The organism is Burkholderia sp. PAMC 26561 (assembly GCF_001557535.2).
Classification (GTDB): Bacteria; Pseudomonadota; Gammaproteobacteria; order Burkholderiales; family Burkholderiaceae; genus Caballeronia.
Genome location: NZ_CP014306.1, coordinates 2,920,459 through 2,939,204, shown reverse-complemented (window position 1 = coordinate 2,939,204; position 18,746 = coordinate 2,920,459). Strand labels below are relative to the sequence as shown.

General features: G+C 60.1%; 17 protein-coding genes. 2 read left to right on the top strand and 15 right to left on the bottom strand.

Annotated elements, in window-relative coordinates:
• Positions 1 to 178: 178 nt before the first annotated feature.
• The 13 genes from AXG89_RS13550 to AXG89_RS13490 all read right to left on the bottom strand — a co-directional run bounded on the left by AXG89_RS13550 (position 179) and on the right by AXG89_RS13490 (position 14,465).
• The gene (locus AXG89_RS13550) at positions 179 to 1,192 is read right to left on the bottom strand and encodes a helix-turn-helix domain-containing protein (protein WP_069638352.1); all 1,014 of its coding nucleotides are present in this window, start codon (positions 1,190 to 1,192) and stop codon (positions 179 to 181) included.
• A gap of 378 nt (positions 1,193 to 1,570) precedes the next feature.
• A complete protein-coding gene (locus AXG89_RS13545) occupies positions 1,571 to 2,047 on the bottom strand; it encodes a GNAT family N-acetyltransferase (RefSeq protein ID WP_062169937.1) in 477 nt (158 codons plus the stop codon).
• Between the two features lie 290 nt (positions 2,048 to 2,337).
• On the bottom strand, positions 2,338 to 2,850 hold the full coding sequence (locus AXG89_RS13540) for a GNAT family N-acetyltransferase (protein ID WP_062169936.1): 513 nt from the start codon (positions 2,848 to 2,850) through the stop codon (positions 2,338 to 2,340).
• A 322-nt stretch (positions 2,851 to 3,172) separates the two neighbouring features.
• Positions 3,173 to 4,312 carry an iron-containing alcohol dehydrogenase gene (locus AXG89_RS13535; protein WP_061999395.1) on the bottom strand — a complete coding sequence of 380 codons (1,140 nt, stop codon included), beginning with the start codon at positions 4,310 to 4,312 and terminating at the stop codon, positions 3,173 to 3,175.
• Between the two features lie 158 nt (positions 4,313 to 4,470).
• Complete coding sequence (locus AXG89_RS13530) at positions 4,471 to 5,373, bottom strand: SMP-30/gluconolactonase/LRE family protein (RefSeq protein WP_061999394.1); 903 nt, start codon at positions 5,371 to 5,373, stop codon at positions 4,471 to 4,473.
• Between the two features lie 12 nt (positions 5,374 to 5,385).
• A complete protein-coding gene (locus AXG89_RS13525) occupies positions 5,386 to 6,330 on the bottom strand; it encodes a 3-hydroxyacyl-CoA dehydrogenase (RefSeq protein ID WP_062169935.1) in 945 nt (314 codons plus the stop codon).
• A 19-nt stretch (positions 6,331 to 6,349) separates the two neighbouring features.
• Positions 6,350 to 8,449: an ABC transporter permease subunit gene (locus AXG89_RS13520; protein ID WP_062169934.1), complete on the bottom strand. Its 2,100-nt coding sequence runs from the start codon at positions 8,447 to 8,449 to the stop codon at positions 6,350 to 6,352.
• A gap of 18 nt (positions 8,450 to 8,467) precedes the next feature.
• Positions 8,468 to 9,997: a sugar ABC transporter ATP-binding protein gene (locus AXG89_RS13515; RefSeq protein ID WP_062169933.1), complete on the bottom strand. Its 1,530-nt coding sequence runs from the start codon at positions 9,995 to 9,997 to the stop codon at positions 8,468 to 8,470.
• Positions 9,998 to 10,007: 10 nt separating this feature from the next.
• Positions 10,008 to 11,135, bottom strand: a complete 1,128-nt coding sequence (locus AXG89_RS13510; RefSeq protein WP_061999390.1) for a sugar ABC transporter substrate-binding protein — start codon at positions 11,133 to 11,135, stop codon at positions 10,008 to 10,010.
• Positions 11,136 to 11,177: 42 nt separating this feature from the next.
• Positions 11,178 to 11,924: an N-acyl homoserine lactonase family protein gene (locus AXG89_RS13505; protein ID WP_062170601.1), complete on the bottom strand. Its 747-nt coding sequence runs from the start codon at positions 11,922 to 11,924 to the stop codon at positions 11,178 to 11,180.
• 64 nt (positions 11,925 to 11,988) lie between these two features.
• Positions 11,989 to 12,921 (bottom strand): 3-keto-5-aminohexanoate cleavage protein, encoded by a 933-nt coding sequence (locus AXG89_RS13500; protein ID WP_061999389.1) that lies wholly within the window; start codon positions 12,919 to 12,921, stop codon positions 11,989 to 11,991.
• Positions 12,922 to 12,964: 43 nt separating this feature from the next.
• Positions 12,965 to 13,771 (bottom strand): SDR family oxidoreductase, encoded by an 807-nt coding sequence (locus tag AXG89_RS13495; protein ID WP_061999388.1) that lies wholly within the window; start codon positions 13,769 to 13,771, stop codon positions 12,965 to 12,967.
• A gap of 49 nt (positions 13,772 to 13,820) precedes the next feature.
• Positions 13,821 to 14,465 (bottom strand): GntR family transcriptional regulator, encoded by a 645-nt coding sequence (locus AXG89_RS13490; RefSeq protein ID WP_086383743.1) that lies wholly within the window; start codon positions 14,463 to 14,465, stop codon positions 13,821 to 13,823.
• Between the two features lie 287 nt (positions 14,466 to 14,752).
• On the opposite strand from AXG89_RS13490, the gene AXG89_RS13485 reads away from it, so the two are divergent.
• Entirely contained in the window at positions 14,753 to 15,268 is a 516-nt protein-coding gene (locus AXG89_RS13485; protein ID WP_061999386.1) for a Dps family protein, read from the top strand.
• Between the two features lie 246 nt (positions 15,269 to 15,514).
• Positions 15,515 to 15,937, top strand: a complete 423-nt coding sequence (locus AXG89_RS13480) for a CHRD domain-containing protein (RefSeq protein WP_062000846.1) — start codon at positions 15,515 to 15,517, stop codon at positions 15,935 to 15,937.
• A gap of 24 nt (positions 15,938 to 15,961) precedes the next feature.
• Here the strand turns inward: AXG89_RS13480 and AXG89_RS13475 are convergent, their stop codons facing one another.
• Positions 15,962 to 17,605, bottom strand: a complete 1,644-nt coding sequence (locus AXG89_RS13475; RefSeq protein WP_062000845.1) for a tannase/feruloyl esterase family alpha/beta hydrolase — start codon at positions 17,603 to 17,605, stop codon at positions 15,962 to 15,964.
• 278 nt (positions 17,606 to 17,883) lie between these two features.
• Positions 17,884 to 18,744, bottom strand: coding sequence for a LysR family transcriptional regulator (locus tag AXG89_RS13470; protein WP_062169932.1), 861 nt, complete (start codon positions 18,742 to 18,744; stop codon positions 17,884 to 17,886).
• Positions 18,745 to 18,746 lie beyond the last annotated feature (2 nt).

Sequence of the window (18,746 nt, the reverse complement as noted above, 5' to 3'; positions counted from 1 at the left end):
GCCGTGGGAATCGACGCCGGCTAAGCTTAAGCCGCCGAGAAGCGGACATTTGAATCTGGCTAGAAGCGGACATTTCTAAAAAGCCCTAACAACCGATGTCGAGGCCAAGTTCAGATGTCGGGGTTCAAACTTTTTAGAAATGTCGGGTTTTGACTTTATCAATCTCTCTTTAAAAAACTCATTTCCCCACCGCGGCTGCCCGCAGTTCGGCGCTTCTTAGCATCATCGCGTTCATGTCGATTTGCCTGAGCTCGCGTTGCTTACGCGTGTTGTTGGCCCGCATCTTCGGTTTCACCGGTTCGCCCTGATTGGTCCTTGATGGCGAGCCCGAGATACGTCGGTTGTCGCGCTCCATCTGCACCTGGCGCGATAGCGCCAACACATGCTCAAGGCGCTTGTTGTCGACCTCGGCACCCTGGTCCATCGCTGATAGCCTGTCGTATTGGCGATAGGCCAGCGCGCTGCCATGTGCCCGGATTTCGATACGCCCATCCGGGTATTCATAGACATCGATGTAGTGATGGGCGAGGGCACGTGTTTGCGGCGTGTCGTCAAGCATGTAGATGACCCGGTCGTACTGCAATGTCAGGCTGTTCGACACGCAACGCAACACCCGGTGCGTCAGAATCAGGTCGAGGTCTTCATCGCTCCTGAGCGCCCGATGCGCGTTAAATGCATCGTCAATAAACACCAGCAGCGTGCACGCTGGCGCCCGGTCTTCAAACCATCGGTGATCGCTACCATCGATCTGGATCAGCTCGCCCAGGCACGAACGCCGGTTCCTCGGCTGATGGATCTTGGGCGGGCGCTGCTTGCGTGGAATCCACAGGCCGGCGTCGGTCATCAGGTGGCGAACCGTTTCCTTTGAAAGCGTTAAACCATGGCATTCGCGCAGCTTCTCGCAGGCAAGCGTTGGGCCAAAGTCGACGTATCGGTCGCGAATCAAAACCAGTGCCCGGCATGCCGTTACCTCATCAAGCTTTCGATTGCCTGGACGACCTCGCGCTGCCGAGCCCACACCGGCTGCGCCCGTTTGCTTGTACCGCAGCACCAAACGCTCGACCTGGCGCACCGTCAAATTCAAACGCTCAGCCGCCAGGCCCGGTTTGAGCATCCGGTCCACGACAGCCTGAATCACTTTGAGACGATCGAGTTCGCGCATATTTAGTGTCACCAGTCCGGTTGGTTTCATGGCGAACTCCCATCGTCTGATCGGAAGTTCCCAGCTTGGCACCAACAGCAGAACACGACATTTCTATATTGCTAAAACACGACATTAGGATATTGCCCCTACATGCAAAAAGTGGATAATTTATGTTATGTCAAGTTATCAACTCAAGTATGCTCGTCGACCAATGACATTCTAGCGATGTCCAATTCCCCGATTCAACCGCCGCCAGGTCCCTCGGCACCCCCACCAGCTACACATTTTAACGTCCGTGCGAAGCTCCGCTTACTGCCGCCACCCGGTGGCAGCTCAACCAGGAGCAACACATGCGCGATTCACCGCACGAGTTTCAAACAGTAACTGCGGATCTCTTGCTTCGGGACTGGCCGGATCAATTCCAGCTCACTTCCCTTGACGAGCGAATAATCGATAACGGATAAAGCTCTTTCCGTTCAGTTCCGTCTCACCGTCTTTCTCAAATCCAAGACGCAACATATTTCTCGTTTGGTTTCTGCTAGTGGGTAGTAGAGCCGTTATGAATTCAAGCTTCATTTCATCGAATGCTTTTTCGATAATTTCCTTGTAAATGGCGTGGCCAAGCCCCCAGAATTCTGGAGCAAGCACCAACGCCAGATCGGCATCGTCATGCTCAAGCTGCAACCCGCCCCATCCAGCAAATTTTCCATCGATGAAAAATGCCCACGGACCATATCCATGATGCTGCCATTGCAATTCCTTGCCCTCTACCCACGCGCGACATCTTTCCTCGTCAAAGACTCCGTCCGAAAGAGGCATGTGCCGCAAAACCAGAGGATCTGATAGCAACGAGATGATCTCACTGAGACGTACAGCTGGTAATCGTTTGAATTCGATATTCAATTAGTACCCCAATAATGCCGATGCACTCTCGACACTGTCGTGGAAGGGATCTCTCAACTCTGATTATCGACCTAACCTGAGCGGTTTGATCCCTGGTGTGCAACAAAGTGTGCGATCCTTTTTATCGAACAGATCATGGCGCTTTTGCCCGCAATCCGGGTTCGTGCCGCAAGAAGCGCTGTTTGCGCCGCTGGCAGAAGAATTTTTAGGGCGACCGGAATCTGTCAAAGCCTGGCTCGTATTTTGACCAATTCCTGAAATTGGAATCGAGATGCGTGTCGCAGACAATCTTACGGCTTCAGCTGTTTTGTCATCCAGAGCACCAGGTCATCGTCGAAGGGTACGTTCGAGCCCGGCGGTACCGGCTCATAATTGTAAGAAACCCCGTTCCCGTCGGGTCGATAGCCAAGCTTCACGTAAAGACTTTGTGCGGGACCATAGTCGGCATAAAGGCCGACTCCAATTCCGATGGTTGTTTTACCTTGGCCGAGCGCGTACTGCTCGAATTTTGCAATGAGTCGCGTAGCGATGCCACTCCGACGGACCGAAGATGCAACGACAAGATTATTGATTTCCGGCACACCCGCCTGACGGAATGCGCGGTAATCCGAGGCCCACAGTAAGTTTCCATAGCCCACTGCTCGTCCTTGTTCGTCAAGGGCAAGCAATATGTGCCTTTCACCATTACGCGATTCTTGAAGGTATCGATTCCAGATGCCGCGGTCAGCTTTCCAAGCCGCACCGCCGTTGGTTGCGGCGATGAGCCTGAAGTCTCCATCTTCAAGCTCTTTCAATTCGAACATCGTTATCCTCCAGATTCCGGGCTATCGAATTCTCACTCTAGCGCATCGAAGATCTGCTGACAGGTGATCTTGAAGATAGAGTCACATTTATCTTTGACGACTGCGATCTATCAAAACACGTCTCGCGCGGTGTCATGACGGCAGTCGAAAGGTATCGCTGTGCGACGACTTCGCACAGTGGCCGATATTTGGTGACGAGGGGACGGCGCGCATAACGGAGCCGCTGCGGCAGAGCGGCCTGCCTGGAGATGTGGGGTATGTTCGACCTGCCTCGGTCGACCCGAACACGGAAACGTTCAACGAACAAGAAGCCTAAGACGTATTACATCGAGCGTTCGAGGATTTCCCTATAGTCCTCCACCGACGCATCGCGCGGATTGGTCTTGTGGCTGTGATCCTTCAGCGCGCCGCTGATGATCCGCTCGAACATGTCGCGCGTTACACCGAGTTCGGCCAGTCCCGAAGGCAGGTCGAGCGTGCGGCTCATATCGCGGATCGCGACGCCGATCTGATCGCCGGATTCGAGTTGCATCGCCTGTGCGAGACGAGCGAGCTTGCCTTCCTCCTTCACGCTCGCGGCCTCGCTGTTGAACGCGATCACAGCGGGCAGGAAGATGGCGTTGAGCGTGCCGTGATGCAATCGCGGGTTGATGCCGCCAAGCGAATGGCTCAGGCTGTGTACGCAACCAAGTCCCTTTTGAAACGCGAGCGCGCCCTGCATCGACGCACTCATCATGTTCAGGCGCGCAACGCGGTCATCGGGCTGACGCGTCGCACGCTCGATATGACGCCATGCGCGCCACAACCCGTCGAGCGCGATGCCGTCGGCAGGAGGATTGAACGCCGGCGCAAGAAACGTTTCGATGCAATGCGCTATCGCGTCCATGCCGGTTGCAGCGGTCAGCGCCGCCGGCAATTTCATCGTCAGTTCGGGATCGCAGATCGCTGACTTCGGCACGACGAAGGGAGAGATCACGCCGACCTTGCGGCCGTCGTCGAGAATCAGGATCGCACCGCGCCCTACCTCGCTGCCGGTGCCGGCCGTGGTCGGAATCGCGATCAGTGGCGCAGTCGCCGATGTAATGCGCGCAGCACCGCCTTCGATCACCGCGAAGCTCTGCAGTGGCCCTTCGTGCGTGGCGCAAACGGCGACGCCCTTCGCGAGATCGATTGATGAGCCACCGCCTATCGCAATGATGCCGTCGCACTCCGATTGCTTGTATAAGGCGACGGCGTCGCGCACGGCGCCTTCGTTCGGGTTCGGTGGCGTTAGGTCATACACCGGCACGGCTGGGCCCTGGCCCAGGGCATCGAGCACGATATCGACAATGCCGGCAGCCTTCACACCCTGATCCGTCACGATCAACGGACGACGGATGCCGATGCGCTCGCACTCGCTTTTGATGAGCTTGACTGCGCCGAAGTCGAACTGGATTTGCGTGATGTAATTGATGAGCGACATGGCAGTGAGCAAGCGTTATCTAAAGGGTTAACCAGACCGCCGCATCTTCCGCGGCTTTGGTCCCGCAGTATAGGCATGGCCCCTTCGGCGTTGATAGTGACAAGATTTCATGTCGCTATCGCTTTTGCTCAAGTCTGATCCCGCCGTTCACCAACACCTCAACCCGCGAACCGTGGCTCCGGCAAGCCCTTCACGCCGAGCCCGGTGACTGCGAACAGTCCACCTTTGTCGCGCTCTTTTTGGGGAATACCCCACATTGGACGGCCCATCGTCGTGACGAACAGGATGTCGAGGTCCGGGCCGCCGAACATCACGCTCGTCAGGTTGCGTACAGGGAAAGGCACCACGCGGTCCAGCGCTCCATCCGGCGCGAAGCGCAGGATGCGCCCGCCGAACACGAGCGCCGACCAGACGTAACCTTCGGCATCCACGGTCGCGCCATCGAACGTACCCGCCATGTCTCTCGCCGATGCAAACACGCGCCGGTTCGCAACGGCGCCCGTTTCGATGTCGTAGTCATACGCGTACATCTGGCGGTCGTAGGTATCGGTGAAATAGAAGGTGCGGTTGTCCGGGCTCCAGCACGGACCGTTCGAGCAACTGATGCCGCCGTCCAGGCGCGTGACCTTGCCATTGGTATCGAGCCGATACAACGCGCCGCTGCGGCTAGAACGCTGGCCCCGGTCTGCGTCATAGCGGTCGAAGTCATACGCCATGGTCCCCGCGATAAACCGCCCTCGCCGGTCCACCTTGCCGTCGTTGAAACGTGTTTCTGTATCGTCGCTTTCCGGGTCGGCGATGAGCTTCACCGTCTGCGCGTCGAAGTCATAGAAATGCAGACCGTTGGCAAGCGCGACCACGGCGCCGCCCTGCTCGCGCAGCGCCATCGAACCAATATGGCGCGGCACGAAATAACGCTTGGTATCGCTGCCATCGGCCCGGCAACTGCTGATCTCGGCGGCCGTGCTGTCGATCCAGTACAAGCGCTGTTCCTTCACGTCCCATAGCGGCCCTTCGCCAAGGTGATTGTTGGCATCAACAATCAGGCGCGTTTCGATCATGGTTGTCTCCTGTTATTTATCGGACTTCGACGTGGTCCGACGATGCGCAAGCAATGCCATCAGCCGCCGGTCACGCCACCGGCTGCGCTTTTCTATCTCGTCGCGCGGCAGGACATCACGACGTTCGGCATCGAGCCGCGCGATGCTTTCGGGCGACCAGTCGAACGGCACGCTGTCCTTCGCGAACGATTGATACATCGCGCCATAACGCGTCGCGTAATCCGTCACGCCACCGGGCGCATTCAAATCGATGGTCTCGAACGGACCCATGAACGACCAGCGTAATCCGAGGCCATCGCGCATCACGGTATCGAGGTCGGCGGCGCTTGCGTAACCCCGTGCGTAGAGGCTCAGGGCTTCATCTAGCAGCACGCCTTGCAGCCGGTTCAACAGGAAACCCGGTATCTCGCGTGTAACGGTGACCGGTTGCTGACCGGCTTCTTCATAGATCGCGCGCGCGCGGGCGATGGTCTCGGGCGTGGTCCACGGCGCGCCGCACAACTCCACGAGAGGCACGAGCGAAGGCGGGTTCACGGGATGCGCCACGAGACATCGCGAGCGCCCGGCAAGCTCTTCGGTGAATGTCGAAGCGGGCAAGCCTGAAGTCGAACTCGCGAGCAGCGTGTCGGGACGCGTCAACTTGTCGAGTTCTGCAAACAACGTGCGTTTCACATCGACGATTTCCGCGATGTTCTCCTGCACCAGATCGACGTCGTGCACGGCGTCGGAGAGCGCGTTGAAGGTGCTCACCCGCAACACGATCTGTTCGATGGGTTCATCGATCAGGCCATAGTCCTGGAGATCGGAAACGCTTTCACGTATCGACGCAATCGCGCCTTCGAGCATTGCGCTGTCGGCATCGTGAAGACGCACTTCAAACCCCGCACGCGCGAACACGACCGCCCACGCGCGCCCGATGCGCCCCGACCCGATCACCGCAACGCGTTTGCTGCTCATCGTCGACTCCTTTTTGGTTTTATGCCTTCTTGTCGCGCAACGTGATCACCGCGGCCAGCACGACGAGCCCGTTGATGATGTCGCGCACGGCCGGCGGTACGGTCGTTCCTGCGAGCAGTGTTCCGAGCGCGGTCAGCAGCAATGCGCCACCGAACACGCCGAGATAATGGCCGCGTCCGCCGGTGATCAAAGCGCCGCCGACGACCACGACTGCAATCGATGGCAACAAGTACGGGTCGCCCATGCCGAGGAACGCCTGGCTGCTGAAGCCGGCAAGCAGCAAGCCCACAGCGGCGGAGCACAAGCCGGAAAGACAATACACGGCGATCAGCGTGGCGCCCACACGTACGCCCGAGAGCTTCGCCGCGATGGGCGAATTCCCAACCGCATAGACCCGTCTTCCGAAGGCCGTGCGATGCAGCAGCAACAATGCAAACGCCAGGAACAGCGGGACGCACCACGCGGCGAGCGACAAAGGCCCGAAGTGTCCGTTCGTGAAGTTGCTTATCGCTGAAGGCGCCCAGCCTTGCGGCGATCCGTTGCAGTAGATCAGCGTGATGCCCTGCAGCAAGCCATTGGCTGCAAGCGTGACGACGATCGGCGGCAAGCCGAGCACAACCACACCGACGCCGTTGAAGACACCCACGAGCAAACCTGCGCCGAGCACGAGCGGTACGGCCCAGATCGCGGCATCGTTGAGACCGTGCGTGAGTCCCGTAAGCAACACGCCCGATAACGTGATGAGCCACGGCACCGATAGATCGAGTCCGCCCGTGAGAATGACCGCGCCTTGCCCCAGGCCCAATATGGCGAGGAAGAGCGTCAGCGTGAGCAAGCTCGTATAGAAGTTCGAGCTCGCAAGTACGCCCGGCCCATATACCACGCCCGTGATCGCGATGACCGCAAAGAACAACAAATACGCGGGCACCACGTACTTCACCCATTCGCGATTGCGCTCGATCCAGTCCAATACCACCCTGCCCTTGAGCTCGGTATTTTCCAGCGGACGAAAATCCTCGACTTCAAATTTCACGCGCCGCGCGCCTGGATCGTCCTTGGCGCGCGTTCCGGTTCGCCACGCGGTGACCCATCGGCTGGCGTATTGTGCGCAGTGATGCGCCGCCGATTGCTTGCCGATCGACGATCCGAGCACAGCCAGGATCAGGATGATCGCTTCAGCGATAGTCGTGAAAAACGCCGACACGTTCAGTACCAGCAAGATGTTCACCGTGATCATGAGCGTCATGGCCGCGAACACCGTGCCGACGCAGCCGCCGCGCCCGCCGCCGAGCCACGTTCCGCCGAGCACCACCGCGGTGAACATGGAAAGCAGCAACGGCCGGCCGACGAGCGGATCGGCGGAGCCCGTCTGTGCCGATACATACAAGCCCGCCGCCGCGTAGAACATGCCGGCGAGCGCATACGTCGCAATCCGGTATGTTTGAACGGGCATGCCGTTCGAGTACGCGCCGTCGGGATCGCTGCCAAGGGCGTAGAGCCCCACGCCAAACCGCGTGCGCTTGACGAAGGTCCAGACAAGCAGCGCGACAATCAGCACGGCGGCTGACATCGGCACCTTGTCCTGAATGAGATCCGACGTGATCAGGCCGCCAAACTGCTCGCCGATACTCCCGCCCGGCTTGTTCTGGATCAGCAGCGTGAGTCCTTGCACCATGAACATGGTCGCGAGCGTGACAACGATGGACTGCAACCGGAACCACGCGATCAGTGCACCGTTGATCAGCCCGATACCGCCGCCTATCGCGAGAATCAACGCAACGCCGCCCCATTGCTGGATGGGCGTGCCTTGTACAAAGTGCACGGCGAGCACGTTCGACAGCGAAACCACCGCGGACGCCGACAGATCAAAGCCGCCGCTCAGGACGACGATAGTCTGGCCAATGGCCGCAAGCGCAAGCGTCGTGCTGCTGGAGATCACCGAGCCGACGTCGTACATGCCGACCGGCGTTGCCGACAGTGACACCCACGCAACCAGCATTGCGAAGAGCGCGCCGATGGCGATGATCAGCCCGCGATAATGATCGATGCGCGCCCGCAAACCGACGTGCGCGCCTGGGCGCACGATTTCGCTATCGGGTGACGCAATTGCAATTTTCATGATCGACCTCTGGTTGCTTCAGCTTGAGAGCATCTTGCGCATCACGTTTTCTTCCGTGAGCGCGTCGCCTGCGAGCTCGGCCACATTGCGCCCGCGATACACCACCGTCACGCGATCGCATACGTTCACCAGCTCGGGGACATCGGTGGAATAAAACAGCACGGACCCGCCGGCCGCCGCGAATGCACGCATCAACACGAATATTTGATGCTTGGTCCCGACATCGATACCGCGCGTCGGATCGAACATCAGCCACACGCGGCTTTGCGTGAGCAGCCATTTCGCCATCGCGATCTTTTGCTGGTTGCCGCCCGAGAACGAGAGGCACGGTTTGTAGACGGCCCGCGGATTCACTTCCATCTGTGCAAGCGCACGCTTGATGGCAGCCTGCTCGCGTTTTCTGTCGATCAGACCGAAGTGCGTAAAGCGCTTGATGACCGGCAACGAGACGTTTTCTCCGCCGGGAAGCCGCAGGAACAAGCCCTCGGTCTTGCGGTCCTCAGGCAGAAAACTTGTCGATATCCCGGCCTTCAACGAATCAGCCGTCGACGTCAGCGTGACCGGTTTCCCATCCACCAGAATCTGGCCTGCATCGATAAACTCCGCCCCGAACAGCGCCTCGAAAATTTCGCGCTGCCCCATGCCCTGAAGTGCCGCAATGCCATGCACCTCGCCCGCTTTCAACGTCAGGTCGAAGTCGTTCACCACGGCATTCACCTTGATGCCGCGCGCTTCCATCGCCGGGGTGTCGAGCACGGTGGGAGAAGCGACCTTCGGCGGGTATTTGGCTTCCAGCGACCGGCCGATGACAAGCCGGATGACTTCGTCGTCCGAGATCGCGGAGGTATCGAATGCGCCCACGTCGTGGCCGTTCCTGTACACCGTCAGGCTGTCGCAGAACTCGCGCACTTCCTGCATGCGATGTGTGATGAACACGAAGGTCACGCCCCGCGCCTTCATCTCTTCGATACGGCGCGCAAGCCACGACACATCGCGGCCCGATAGCGCCGAAGTCGGTTCATCGAGCAACAGAACGTCGGGTTTGCGCACGAGCGCTTTTGCAATCTCGATCTTTTGGCGTACCGGCAAAGCCAGATCGCGGATATACGCGCCGGGACGGACATCGCCCAGTTCGAGCCTGTCGAGCCACTCCGCCGCCTGACGTTGCGCTTCACGCTGGCGGATGCGGCCGAACCAGCCCGTCGGTTCATACGACATGAGCAGGTTTTGCGCGACCGTCAGGTCGCGCACCAGCGTCATTTCCTGGAACGCGGTCTGCACGCCCGCCCGGTGCGCGTCTTTCGGACCGCGCATGTTCACGCTCTGCCCGAGGATCGAGATACTGCCTTCGTCCGGCTGCATCAAGCCTGAAAGCAGCTTCACGGTCGTCGACTTGCCCGCGCCGTTCTCGCCAAGCAGCGCGTGAACGGCACCACGCCTGACCCGAAAGGACGCATTGTCCAGCGCGACGGTCGCGCCGAAGCGCTTGGTCACGTTCGACAGATCGATCGCCCAGCCGCCGTCTGCTGCCTGTGAGTGGCTCTGCATGGAACGCTCCTTAATCCGGCTTGCCGGTCAGCGCCGCGTTGAAACCCACCTCGCTCGTCTCCGCCGAATAGATGTCGGCGAACCAGCCCGGCGGCACCTTGTCCGGCATGAACGCGGTACACCCTGCCTTCAGTTCATCGATCGACCCCGTCTTGCACAGCTTGGATTCCGCCGTCAGGACCAGCGGCAGCTTGAGCGTCACGTGCGGCGGGAAGTCCTTGCCTTCGAGTTTGCCGACAGCCATCTTCAACGCCAGCGCGCCCGAGTACGGCGGCGATCCATAGGAGATCGACCTGTACCCGATCGAGCGATACGAACCGTCGCCCTTGACGGTGCCCGGCGGCAGCATCTGCACGCGGTGCCCGTTCGACGATTCACCCGCGCATGGCTTCACCTTGTCGTCGGCTATGCCGGCTTCGAGCTGCATGGACGCCGCCGTGAAGCAGCCAACCTGCATCCATAAGCCGTCGATCTTGTCCCAGCTATTGGTGGCAAGGATCTTCGACAACTCCGTCTTCGCCGTCGCCTGGCTCCACATGCCGGTGCCCTCAGCCACGATCTTGATGCCCGGATACTTCGCGAACACCGCCTTGGCCGCTTCAGTGCGCGCACGATCCACGGACGTGCCCGGCACGCCGTTGATCAGCACGATATTGCCCTTGCCATTGATCGTCTTCGCGAGCCATTCCGCCGTCACCGTACCGGCCTGCTTCTGGTCGATCGTCACGTTATGCGCGCATGGCTCGGTCACTTCGCCGTCGTACGCGGCCACGATCACGCCTTTCGAGCACGCGTTCTTGATTGCACGATTCAACGCCGTCGGTGAGATCGGATAGATCACGATGGCCTTCGCGCCCGCCTGTACCATCGAATTGATTTGCTGGATCTGCTTTTGTGCGTCGGTGCCCGCGACCTGCACTTCGAGATCGACCTTGTCTTTCAGGCCCGGCGTTGCGGACATGGCCTTGACCATGTTCGCGGCTTCGGTTTGCCAGTCGTTGCCGACATAGCTCATCGAAAGGAATACCTTGTATTTCTCGGCGGCCGTTGCTTGTTGCGATACCGCCAGCGTTGCGAGCAACGTGGCCCCGAGCGCAAGCCGTGCCGCCCGACGCAGGGTGTTCGTCAGCGTTTTCATGTCTTCCTCCGATGCTGCATATGGTTATATATACGTGTACTACTAACTTTCTACGTGCTTCAGACGTGCACTTGCGGGTAATTCAATGCCTGCAGATCCGGCCACGACATTCGGATCATGACCGGGGATGACGAAGTCAGCGATCTGCCTGATTCGCCGGAGTGAAGCCAGTTCGGCCGCGGTCTCGTGAACGATTCCAACCGGCACGAGATCGACGATATTCTCCATGCAGCTTGCGCAGTCGCCGGCGATCAGCACCACGCCGTCGGCGGTGTCGACCGCGACCGACTGATGGCCCGGCGTATGACCAGGCGTTGGCACAACACGCACGCCCGGAGCGATGTCGGTGATGCCGTGCACGAACTGCCAGCGGAAATAGGCAAGCGGTTCGCGGCCAATCAGGAACTCCTGATAGAACGTGGCTTGCGTGGGCAGCGGACGGCCCGCGTATTCCCATTCACTTGCCTGCACGACGAACCGCGCATTCTTGAACAGCGTATTGCCGCCGGAATGGTCGTAATGCAAATGCGTGTTGATGACAATATCGACCTCGTCCGCACTCCATCCCACGTACTCTTTCAGCGCGCGTTCGAGCCGTTCTTCCGGCGCCTGCGTGCACGGGCACACGAAATTCGATACCCAGCCCGGATCGTGAATGCCGGTATCCACCACGATCTTCTTGTCGCCGCCGACAATTGCCGTCGACCAGACCGGCACCTTGATCTGCTGGCCGTAATACCGGCCGTATATCTGCGATGAACGATCGACAATCAGCCATCCCGTAGGCATGGCGACCACCTTGAGCTTCTGCACAGTCACAGTGATCTCCGCCGTCAAAGGTTGAAAGGATGCGTCAGAAGTTCGTGTTGTCCGCGCCCTTGAGCCCGAGCATGGCGCGCGCTTCATCTGGCGTGGCGATGTCGAGCGACAGGCCCTCTATCACCTGACGGATTTTCACGACCTGCGCCGCGCTCGATTCAGCGAGTTTCCCGGCTTCTATCCAAAGCGAATCTTCAAGACCGACGCGCGCATTCGATCCCTGCGCCACGCCGAGGGTTGCGAGTGGAATCTGATGACGTCCTGCGCCGAGGATCGACCAGACATAATCGTTTCCGAAGAGCCGGTCAGCGGTGCGCCGCATGTGCATCAGGTCTTCCGGATGCGCGCCGATACCGCCAAGCAGACCAAACACGCTCTGCACGAAGAACGGAGGTTTCGCGAGACCGCGATCAACGAAATGCGCGAGGTTATAGAGGTGCGAAATGTCGTAGCACTCGTACTCGAAGCGCGTACCGTTCGCACCGCAAGACGTCAGGATGTATTCGATATCCTTGAACGTGTTCTTGAAGATCAGGTCGCGGCTGTTGGCCAGATGCTGGCGCTCCCAGTCGTGCTTGAACTCCTTGAAGCGGTCGAGCATGGGATAGAGGCCGAAGTTCATCGAACCCATGTTCAGCGATGCCACTTCCGGCTGGAAATGATGTGCCGGCTTCAGACGTTCTTCCACCGTCATATGCGGGCTGCCGCCGCTCGTGATGTTGATCACCGCATTCGTTTCGGCCTTGATACGCGGCAGGAATTGCTGGAACACAGCGGGGTCTTGCGTGGGCCGGCCGTCGACGGGGTCGCGGGCGTGAAGGTGCAGGATTGCCGCGCCCTCTTTCGCTGCGGCCAGCGCGGCGTCGCCGATTTCCTGCGGCGTGACGGGCAGGTACGGCGACATCGAAGGAGTATGGATCGCGCCGGTGGGCGCGCATGTGATGATGACCTTGCGCTTGGTAGCCATTGCTTTCGGACCTCGTGAAAAAAGACGAATGTTTTAAGCGTGTTCAAAGCACTTCGACGTTGCCGCACACCGAGATGGCCTGCCCCGAAATCCCGCTGCCGCCGGGCGAGCAGAGGAACAGCGCGGTCGCGGCGACCTCTTCCGGCGTGGTCATGCGGCGCAGCGAGATCTTGGCCAGGTAATCCTTCTCCATGTCTTCATAGGAGAGGCCGAGCTGCTGGGCGCGCGCGGAGATCACACGCTCGATGCGTGGTCCTTTCACAATGCCCGGCTGAATGGCGTTGACGCGGATGTTGTCCGGTCCGAGTTCAATGGCCAGGCTCTTCGTCAGCCCGACCACGGCCCATTTCGTCGCGGAATACGGCGTGCGGAATGCATATCCGAGCCTTCCTGCCACCGACGACAACGCGATTATCGATCCGCCCTCACGCGCCTCTTTCAGCAACGGCACGGCCCGACGCGCGAAATAGAACTGCGCGTTGAGATTGACATCGACGGTCTGTTCCCACTCGCCGACATCCATCTCATCGATACCGCCCGTCGGCCCCGCAATGCCCGCGTTGTTGATCAGCACATCGAGGCCGCCAAGTTGCGTGGCGACGTCATCGAATACGCGATCCACCGCCGCCCTGTCCGATACATCCGCGAGCGTCGCGGTGATCGCGTTCAGCTCGGCGCTTTCTTCGACTTTGAGTAGCGTGTCGATAGCATCCTTGCTTGCGTCGCAGACATGGACACGCGAACCGGCATCGACGAAAGCACGCGCTATCACGAGTCCGATACCCGATGCCCCACCCGTAACCAGCACGCGCAATCCCGCGTGCGGTTTCAACATTTGCAGAACCGTCATGCTTGTCTCCGTTGATGTTCTTATAGTTCGTTGAGCCTCGAAAGCCTTGCTAGGCGCGTGCAGCCTCCCTGCTTTGCAGGCGGTCCTGCAAGTCAGCCGCAGCGCCGCCGATGTCTTCTTCAATACCCGCCCGCGCGCTTTCGCCATCGCCCTTCCAGAGCGCATCGACGATCTTCTTGTGCGCGGCCATCGATAACCTCATGTGCGGAATATCCGGCGCGACGAGATTCAGGAACGGCCCAATGCGCATCCACAAGTTCTGGATCGTGGCGAGCGTGAGATCGCTCGCGCCATGCGTGTAGATGGCGATGTGAAACTCGAAGTTGCTGCGCAAATACGCGGCGACATCGCCGGCTTCCACATGCGCGTGCATTGCATCGAACACGGCTTGCAGCGCGCTTAAATGTTCCTTCGTCATCCGCGAGGCCGCGCGTTTCGCGACGCACCCTTCAAGCGATATCCGGACATCTCGCAGCTCATCGAGCAAGTCGAGCGTCATGGGCGGGACCATGAGCGCGCGGCCGGGACCGTCGATCAGCGCGCCTTCGGCCTGCAGCCGTGTCAGCGCGGCGCGCACCGGCATGGTCGATGAACCCACTGCCTCCGCCACCCCGCGCAGGCTCAGCGCCTGTCCGGGCGCAAAACGCCCCGTCATGATCGCTTCGCGCAACTGGGCGTACACACGCCCTGCCATGGTTTCGCGCGCCACCAGTTCGAGCGGCAGCGGCTCGTTTGCTTCGCGCGTGGTGTCTCGCGTCGTGCCTTGTGCCATGAATTAAACAACTCCTTACGCGATCTGTGACCTGTGATCACACCTTGAGACAAAGTGTGTTGCCTCGGCGGTCCTGAGTCAACAAATAAGACGTAGGGGAAAACGCGGGTCGTGATGTGTCCATTGGATCCGGTTAGGCACAAGACGTGCAACGCATGCGCTAGTTGACCCAAGATTTTCCCGCCAATCTGCAACTCCGGAGCTTTTACATGGCTACATCGACAAAGAAACCGAGCGCAGCATCTGCCGCTCTGACCACACCGACCGACCTGGGTAACGACGCACGCAAGCAAGTCGCCGAAGGCCTGACCCGGTTGCTCGCTGACGTGTTTTCTCTCTTCGTCAAGACGAAGAATTTCCACTGGCACGTGAGCGGCCCGCACTTTCGCGACTATCACCTGCTGCTCGATGACCAGGCGCAATTCGTCTACGACATGATCGACCCGATCGCCGAACGCGCACGCAAGCTCGGCGGCACGACGCTGCGTTCCGTCGGACAAATCAGCACGTTGAAGCGCCTCGCCGATAACGACGCGGACTTCGTGCCGCCTATCGACATGCTCAACGAGCTGCGCACCGACAACGAGTCGCTCGTGAAGTACATGCGCGAATTGCATGAACTCTGCGACGACAAGGAAGACGTCGCAACGGCAAGTCTTATTGAAAACTGGATCGACCAGACAGAAGAGCGAGTGTGGTTCCTCTTCGAAGCGACGCGGTCGTAAGCACGGTACTCGCCAGCAAAGCCATCATGACGAAAAAGGCGCCGACGGCGCCTTTTTTCACGCGTCGCAAATCCCGCATGCGCACATGGAATAAACCCGTGAGCACAGGCGTTTCCCAAAGCAGCTAACGACGCAACGCGTATTATCGAAACACTCGGCCGGGATCCAAGGACAGCTTTGGTCGAGCATCGTCGTGAAGTTCCATTAGTCCATAAAAACTGGAAAAACGCCATGAAACTCAATCGCATGCTGACTGCCGCCGCCCTCTCGCTCACGCTGGCTGTACCGGCGCTCGCCTTTGCCGATACGGTCAACCTGAAAGCCGACCTCGCCGCTTCGTCGGAAGTCCCGCCGAAGGACAGCCAGGGTCACGGCAAGCTCGACGGCACGTACGACACGTCGTCCAAGCTGCTGCAATGGAAAGTGACTTACGCAGACCTGACGGGTCCGGCGAGCATGGCGCATTTCCACGGCCCGGCGCCGGTGGGCAAGAACGCAGGCGTGGTGATTCCTATCGATCCAAGCAAGCTGCCGAGCCCGATCGAAGGCAGCGCCACATTGACCGATGCACAAGCGAAGGACCTGCTCGCCGGCAACTGGTATTTCAACGTTCACACGGCGAAGAACCCGGGCGGCGAGATTCGCGGCCAGGTCGAAGCGGCGAAGTAAGCGTCACGTTTGAAAGCGGCGAACTCAGGGATTCTCACAACGAAAGCTCGCCGCGCTGTTCATGCTCCCCTTCCCCATGTACCGCGGATATCCCGGATACCGGCAAAGCGGGCGGCTGCGTCCGTTCGTGGCGCTTGCGATATCGAAGCCGACCAGCGTCTCCGGCGCAATGTTTCCCGTGACCCATCGGTCCAGCGCGCCGAGTTCGTCCCAGGCCGGAATGAAGACGCCGTTGCCATGCTGAAAACCCGGGACCATGTAAAGCCGCATGAACGAATCGACGATCGCCTGCCCATACTTCGCGACAAGCGACTGATAGAAAGCGATGGTCTGGTTCGGGCTGATGACTTCATCGGCGAGACCGTGCATGGTGATCAGCTTGCCGCCATGCGCAATGAACGCCGACATGTCGGGGTTCATTGCGCCGACCGTCGACGATAAATCCACCAGGCGCCCTTTGTACTCGCCGGGGTGATCCAGGTCGAAGTCGAGCGTGTTGAAGCGCAGGTCATGCGTGACGAAGTACTTCATGTAGCTGTCGCCCTGCGTGAACAGGTAGCCGTTGACATCGAAACGCGGCGGCTGCACGAGCGTTGCCGAATTGCCAAGCCCCAGCCCGCTTGAAAAGTCCACGCCCTGGAAAACGTTGTAGCCGTAATAACGGGTCACGCCGTGCGCGAGTTCGTAGGGCAGCGTGAAGCCGTCGCGCAAGGTCTCGAGCGTCGCGAGTTGCGCCTCCGACAAACAACTGTCCCGCTGCGATGGCCGCTGTCCGCCGACGCATCGCAACTGCGCAATGATCTTCGGCTCGCGTTCACGGCAGGCTTCCACATTCGCAACGATGCCGTCGAGCGCGCCGTCGAGTCCGTCGCATTCCTGCAGCACGGTTTCGACCACGCGTTTTTGCTGCGCCGGTCCGACAAACCCGCCGGGTGTCCCGTACGATGCACGCCCGACTTTCACCCCCATCAGCCGCACGCCCGAAAAATTGATGGCGGGCGCGTTTGCTATCACGCCGTCGTAGTCGTCGGGAAAACGCTCGATGACCGTGTACGCCTCGCGTCCGCCTGTCGAGCCACCCGCAAAGTAGGTCTGCTCGGGCTTGCGCCCGTAGCCCATGATGATGAGCGCCAGCGCGACATCGTGCGTCTTCTTCAAATGCCCGTAGCCGAAGTTGATCACCGCTTCGTCGTTCATCGCAAAGTCGGCGCGCCCTGAATTCCCGACGTGACCCGAGTCCGAGCCGAAGGTCGCGTAACCAATCGATAACGGAGACGCCGCCGGCGCGAACGCCGTCGGTTCCGTTCCGCTCACGATCACGCCGTTGTAACCGCCGCCGCCCATTTGCAGCGCGCGGCCATTCCAGCGCGCCGGAAGGTTCACTTCGAAGCGGATATCGGGCGTGGTGTCGAGCTGCGCCTTGATCACGCCGACGAGCCGGCAGTAATCGCCGTTGCGGTTGCGAGGCGCCGCAGCAGCAACGAACGATGCATCCGTGATGATCGCCCCGCGCGTGGGCAGTCCGATCACCGACGCGGGCACGTCCTTGCCCTGCAGTTCAGCGCAATGCTTGACCACGTAGGAAGCAGCGCTCGCGTGAGCGCTGCACGCGAGCGAGGCAGCGAAGGGCAACAGGTGGCGAAGGAGACGAAGTGTGGCTTGGGGCATCGATAAGAGGTTGATTGCCGTGTACGGCACGAGACTGTTGCCTGAAGCTGACTGCAGGCCGACGCCGCACAATATATAAGAAGCTTCTTATTGGAACGAATCCAATCCGCAGCGCGTTGTGTTTGCACAACCTTGCAAATGTTTTCCGAAGCACACGCGCTTACAACGCGATTGATCCCACGATTAGGTCTAGCCAAAAGTGGCGAAAAGCGACACAAGCGGCGGCGCGATGCCGCGCCACCGCTTTCGCACGCAGCATGCCTGCGGGCGGTGCCGGGTCATTCCCCGGCCCATTCACCGCGAAGATCGCTGTCCTGCAGGAGTTCGAGCAGCGTTTCCGCCGGCCGGCTCAAATGCTTCGCCGCCAGCGCGATGAACTCGACCTCCGGCAATTCCGGCAACTCGGCACGATTGGTTGGGGGTGCAAGTCCCCTGCCCGAGAGAAAGTTCGAACGCACTGTCAGGCCCAGCCCGCCACGCGCGGCGGCAATGCATCCTGCATACGAGCTGCTCGTGCAGACCATTTGCCATTGGGCGCCCGCGGCCGCGAGCGCATCGAGCACCACGGCACGAGTGACGCTCGGCTCGGCGACGAGGATCAGCGGCAAGGGCTGCGCGAGATCCACTTCGGTGCCGGCCCGCGCAAGCCATTCCAATTTTCCTGAAAAGAGCGGTATGCCGCGCCGGTCGCCCAGCCGCCTTTTGCCGATCAGCAGATCGATCGCGCCCGCATCCAGGCGCTCGTAAAGCCGCCCCGTCATGCCAATGGTGATCTCCAGCTCGACATCGGGATGCGTGCGCCGGAACGCAGCGAGCACGCTCGGCAGCGGCCCGAGCGCCATATCGTCCGATGAACCCAGCCGCACGCGGCCACGTAATCGCGGCGAGCGGAATTGCGATTCGGCATGGGACATGGCCTCGAGGATCACGCGCGCGTGAACGAGCATGGCTTCGCCGTCGGCGGTGAGCGCGAGCGAATGGGTATCGCGGACCAGCAGGCGGCGACCCACATGTTCCTCGAGACGCCGGATGTGCTCGCTGACGCTCGACTGCGTGAGACTGAGCTGACGGCCGGCGTCAGTGAAACTATGCGACGCGGCCACCGTCGCGAAGGTGTTCAGCCAGACAGGATTGAGCATAT

Coding starts and splice junctions, on each gene's coding strand:
- AXG89_RS13550 (WP_069638352.1), bottom strand. CDS start 1,192: ATGAAACCAACCGGACTGGTGACACTAAATATGCGCGAACTCGATCGT.
- AXG89_RS13540 (WP_062169936.1), bottom strand. CDS start 2,850: ATGTTCGAATTGAAAGAGCTTGAAGATGGAGACTTCAGGCTCATCGCC.
- AXG89_RS13535 (WP_061999395.1), bottom strand. CDS start 4,312: ATGTCGCTCATCAATTACATCACGCAAATCCAGTTCGACTTCGGCGCA.
- AXG89_RS13530 (WP_061999394.1), bottom strand. CDS start 5,373: ATGATCGAAACGCGCCTGATTGTTGATGCCAACAATCACCTTGGCGAA.
- AXG89_RS13525 (WP_062169935.1), bottom strand. CDS start 6,330: ATGAGCAGCAAACGCGTTGCGGTGATCGGGTCGGGGCGCATCGGGCGC.
- AXG89_RS13520 (WP_062169934.1), bottom strand. CDS start 8,449: ATGAAAATTGCAATTGCGTCACCCGATAGCGAAATCGTGCGCCCAGGC.
- AXG89_RS13515 (WP_062169933.1), bottom strand. CDS start 9,997: ATGCAGAGCCACTCACAGGCAGCAGACGGCGGCTGGGCGATCGATCTG.
- AXG89_RS13510 (WP_061999390.1), bottom strand. CDS start 11,135: ATGAAAACGCTGACGAACACCCTGCGTCGGGCGGCACGGCTTGCGCTC.
- AXG89_RS13505 (WP_062170601.1), bottom strand. CDS start 11,924: ATGCCTACGGGATGGCTGATTGTCGATCGTTCATCGCAGATATACGGC.
- AXG89_RS13500 (WP_061999389.1), bottom strand. CDS start 12,921: ATGGCTACCAAGCGCAAGGTCATCATCACATGCGCGCCCACCGGCGCG.
- AXG89_RS13495 (WP_061999388.1), bottom strand. CDS start 13,771: ATGACGGTTCTGCAAATGTTGAAACCGCACGCGGGATTGCGCGTGCTG.
- AXG89_RS13490 (WP_086383743.1), bottom strand. CDS start 14,465: ATGGCAGGGCGTGTGTACGCCCAGTTGCGCGAAGCGATCATGACGGGG.
- AXG89_RS13485 (WP_061999386.1), top strand. CDS start 14,753: ATGGCTACATCGACAAAGAAACCGAGCGCAGCATCTGCCGCTCTGACC.
- AXG89_RS13480 (WP_062000846.1), top strand. CDS start 15,515: ATGCTGACTGCCGCCGCCCTCTCGCTCACGCTGGCTGTACCGGCGCTC.
- AXG89_RS13475 (WP_062000845.1), bottom strand. CDS start 17,605: ATGCCCCAAGCCACACTTCGTCTCCTTCGCCACCTGTTGCCCTTCGCT.
- AXG89_RS13470 (WP_062169932.1), bottom strand. CDS start 18,744: ATGCTCAATCCTGTCTGGCTGAACACCTTCGCGACGGTGGCCGCGTCG.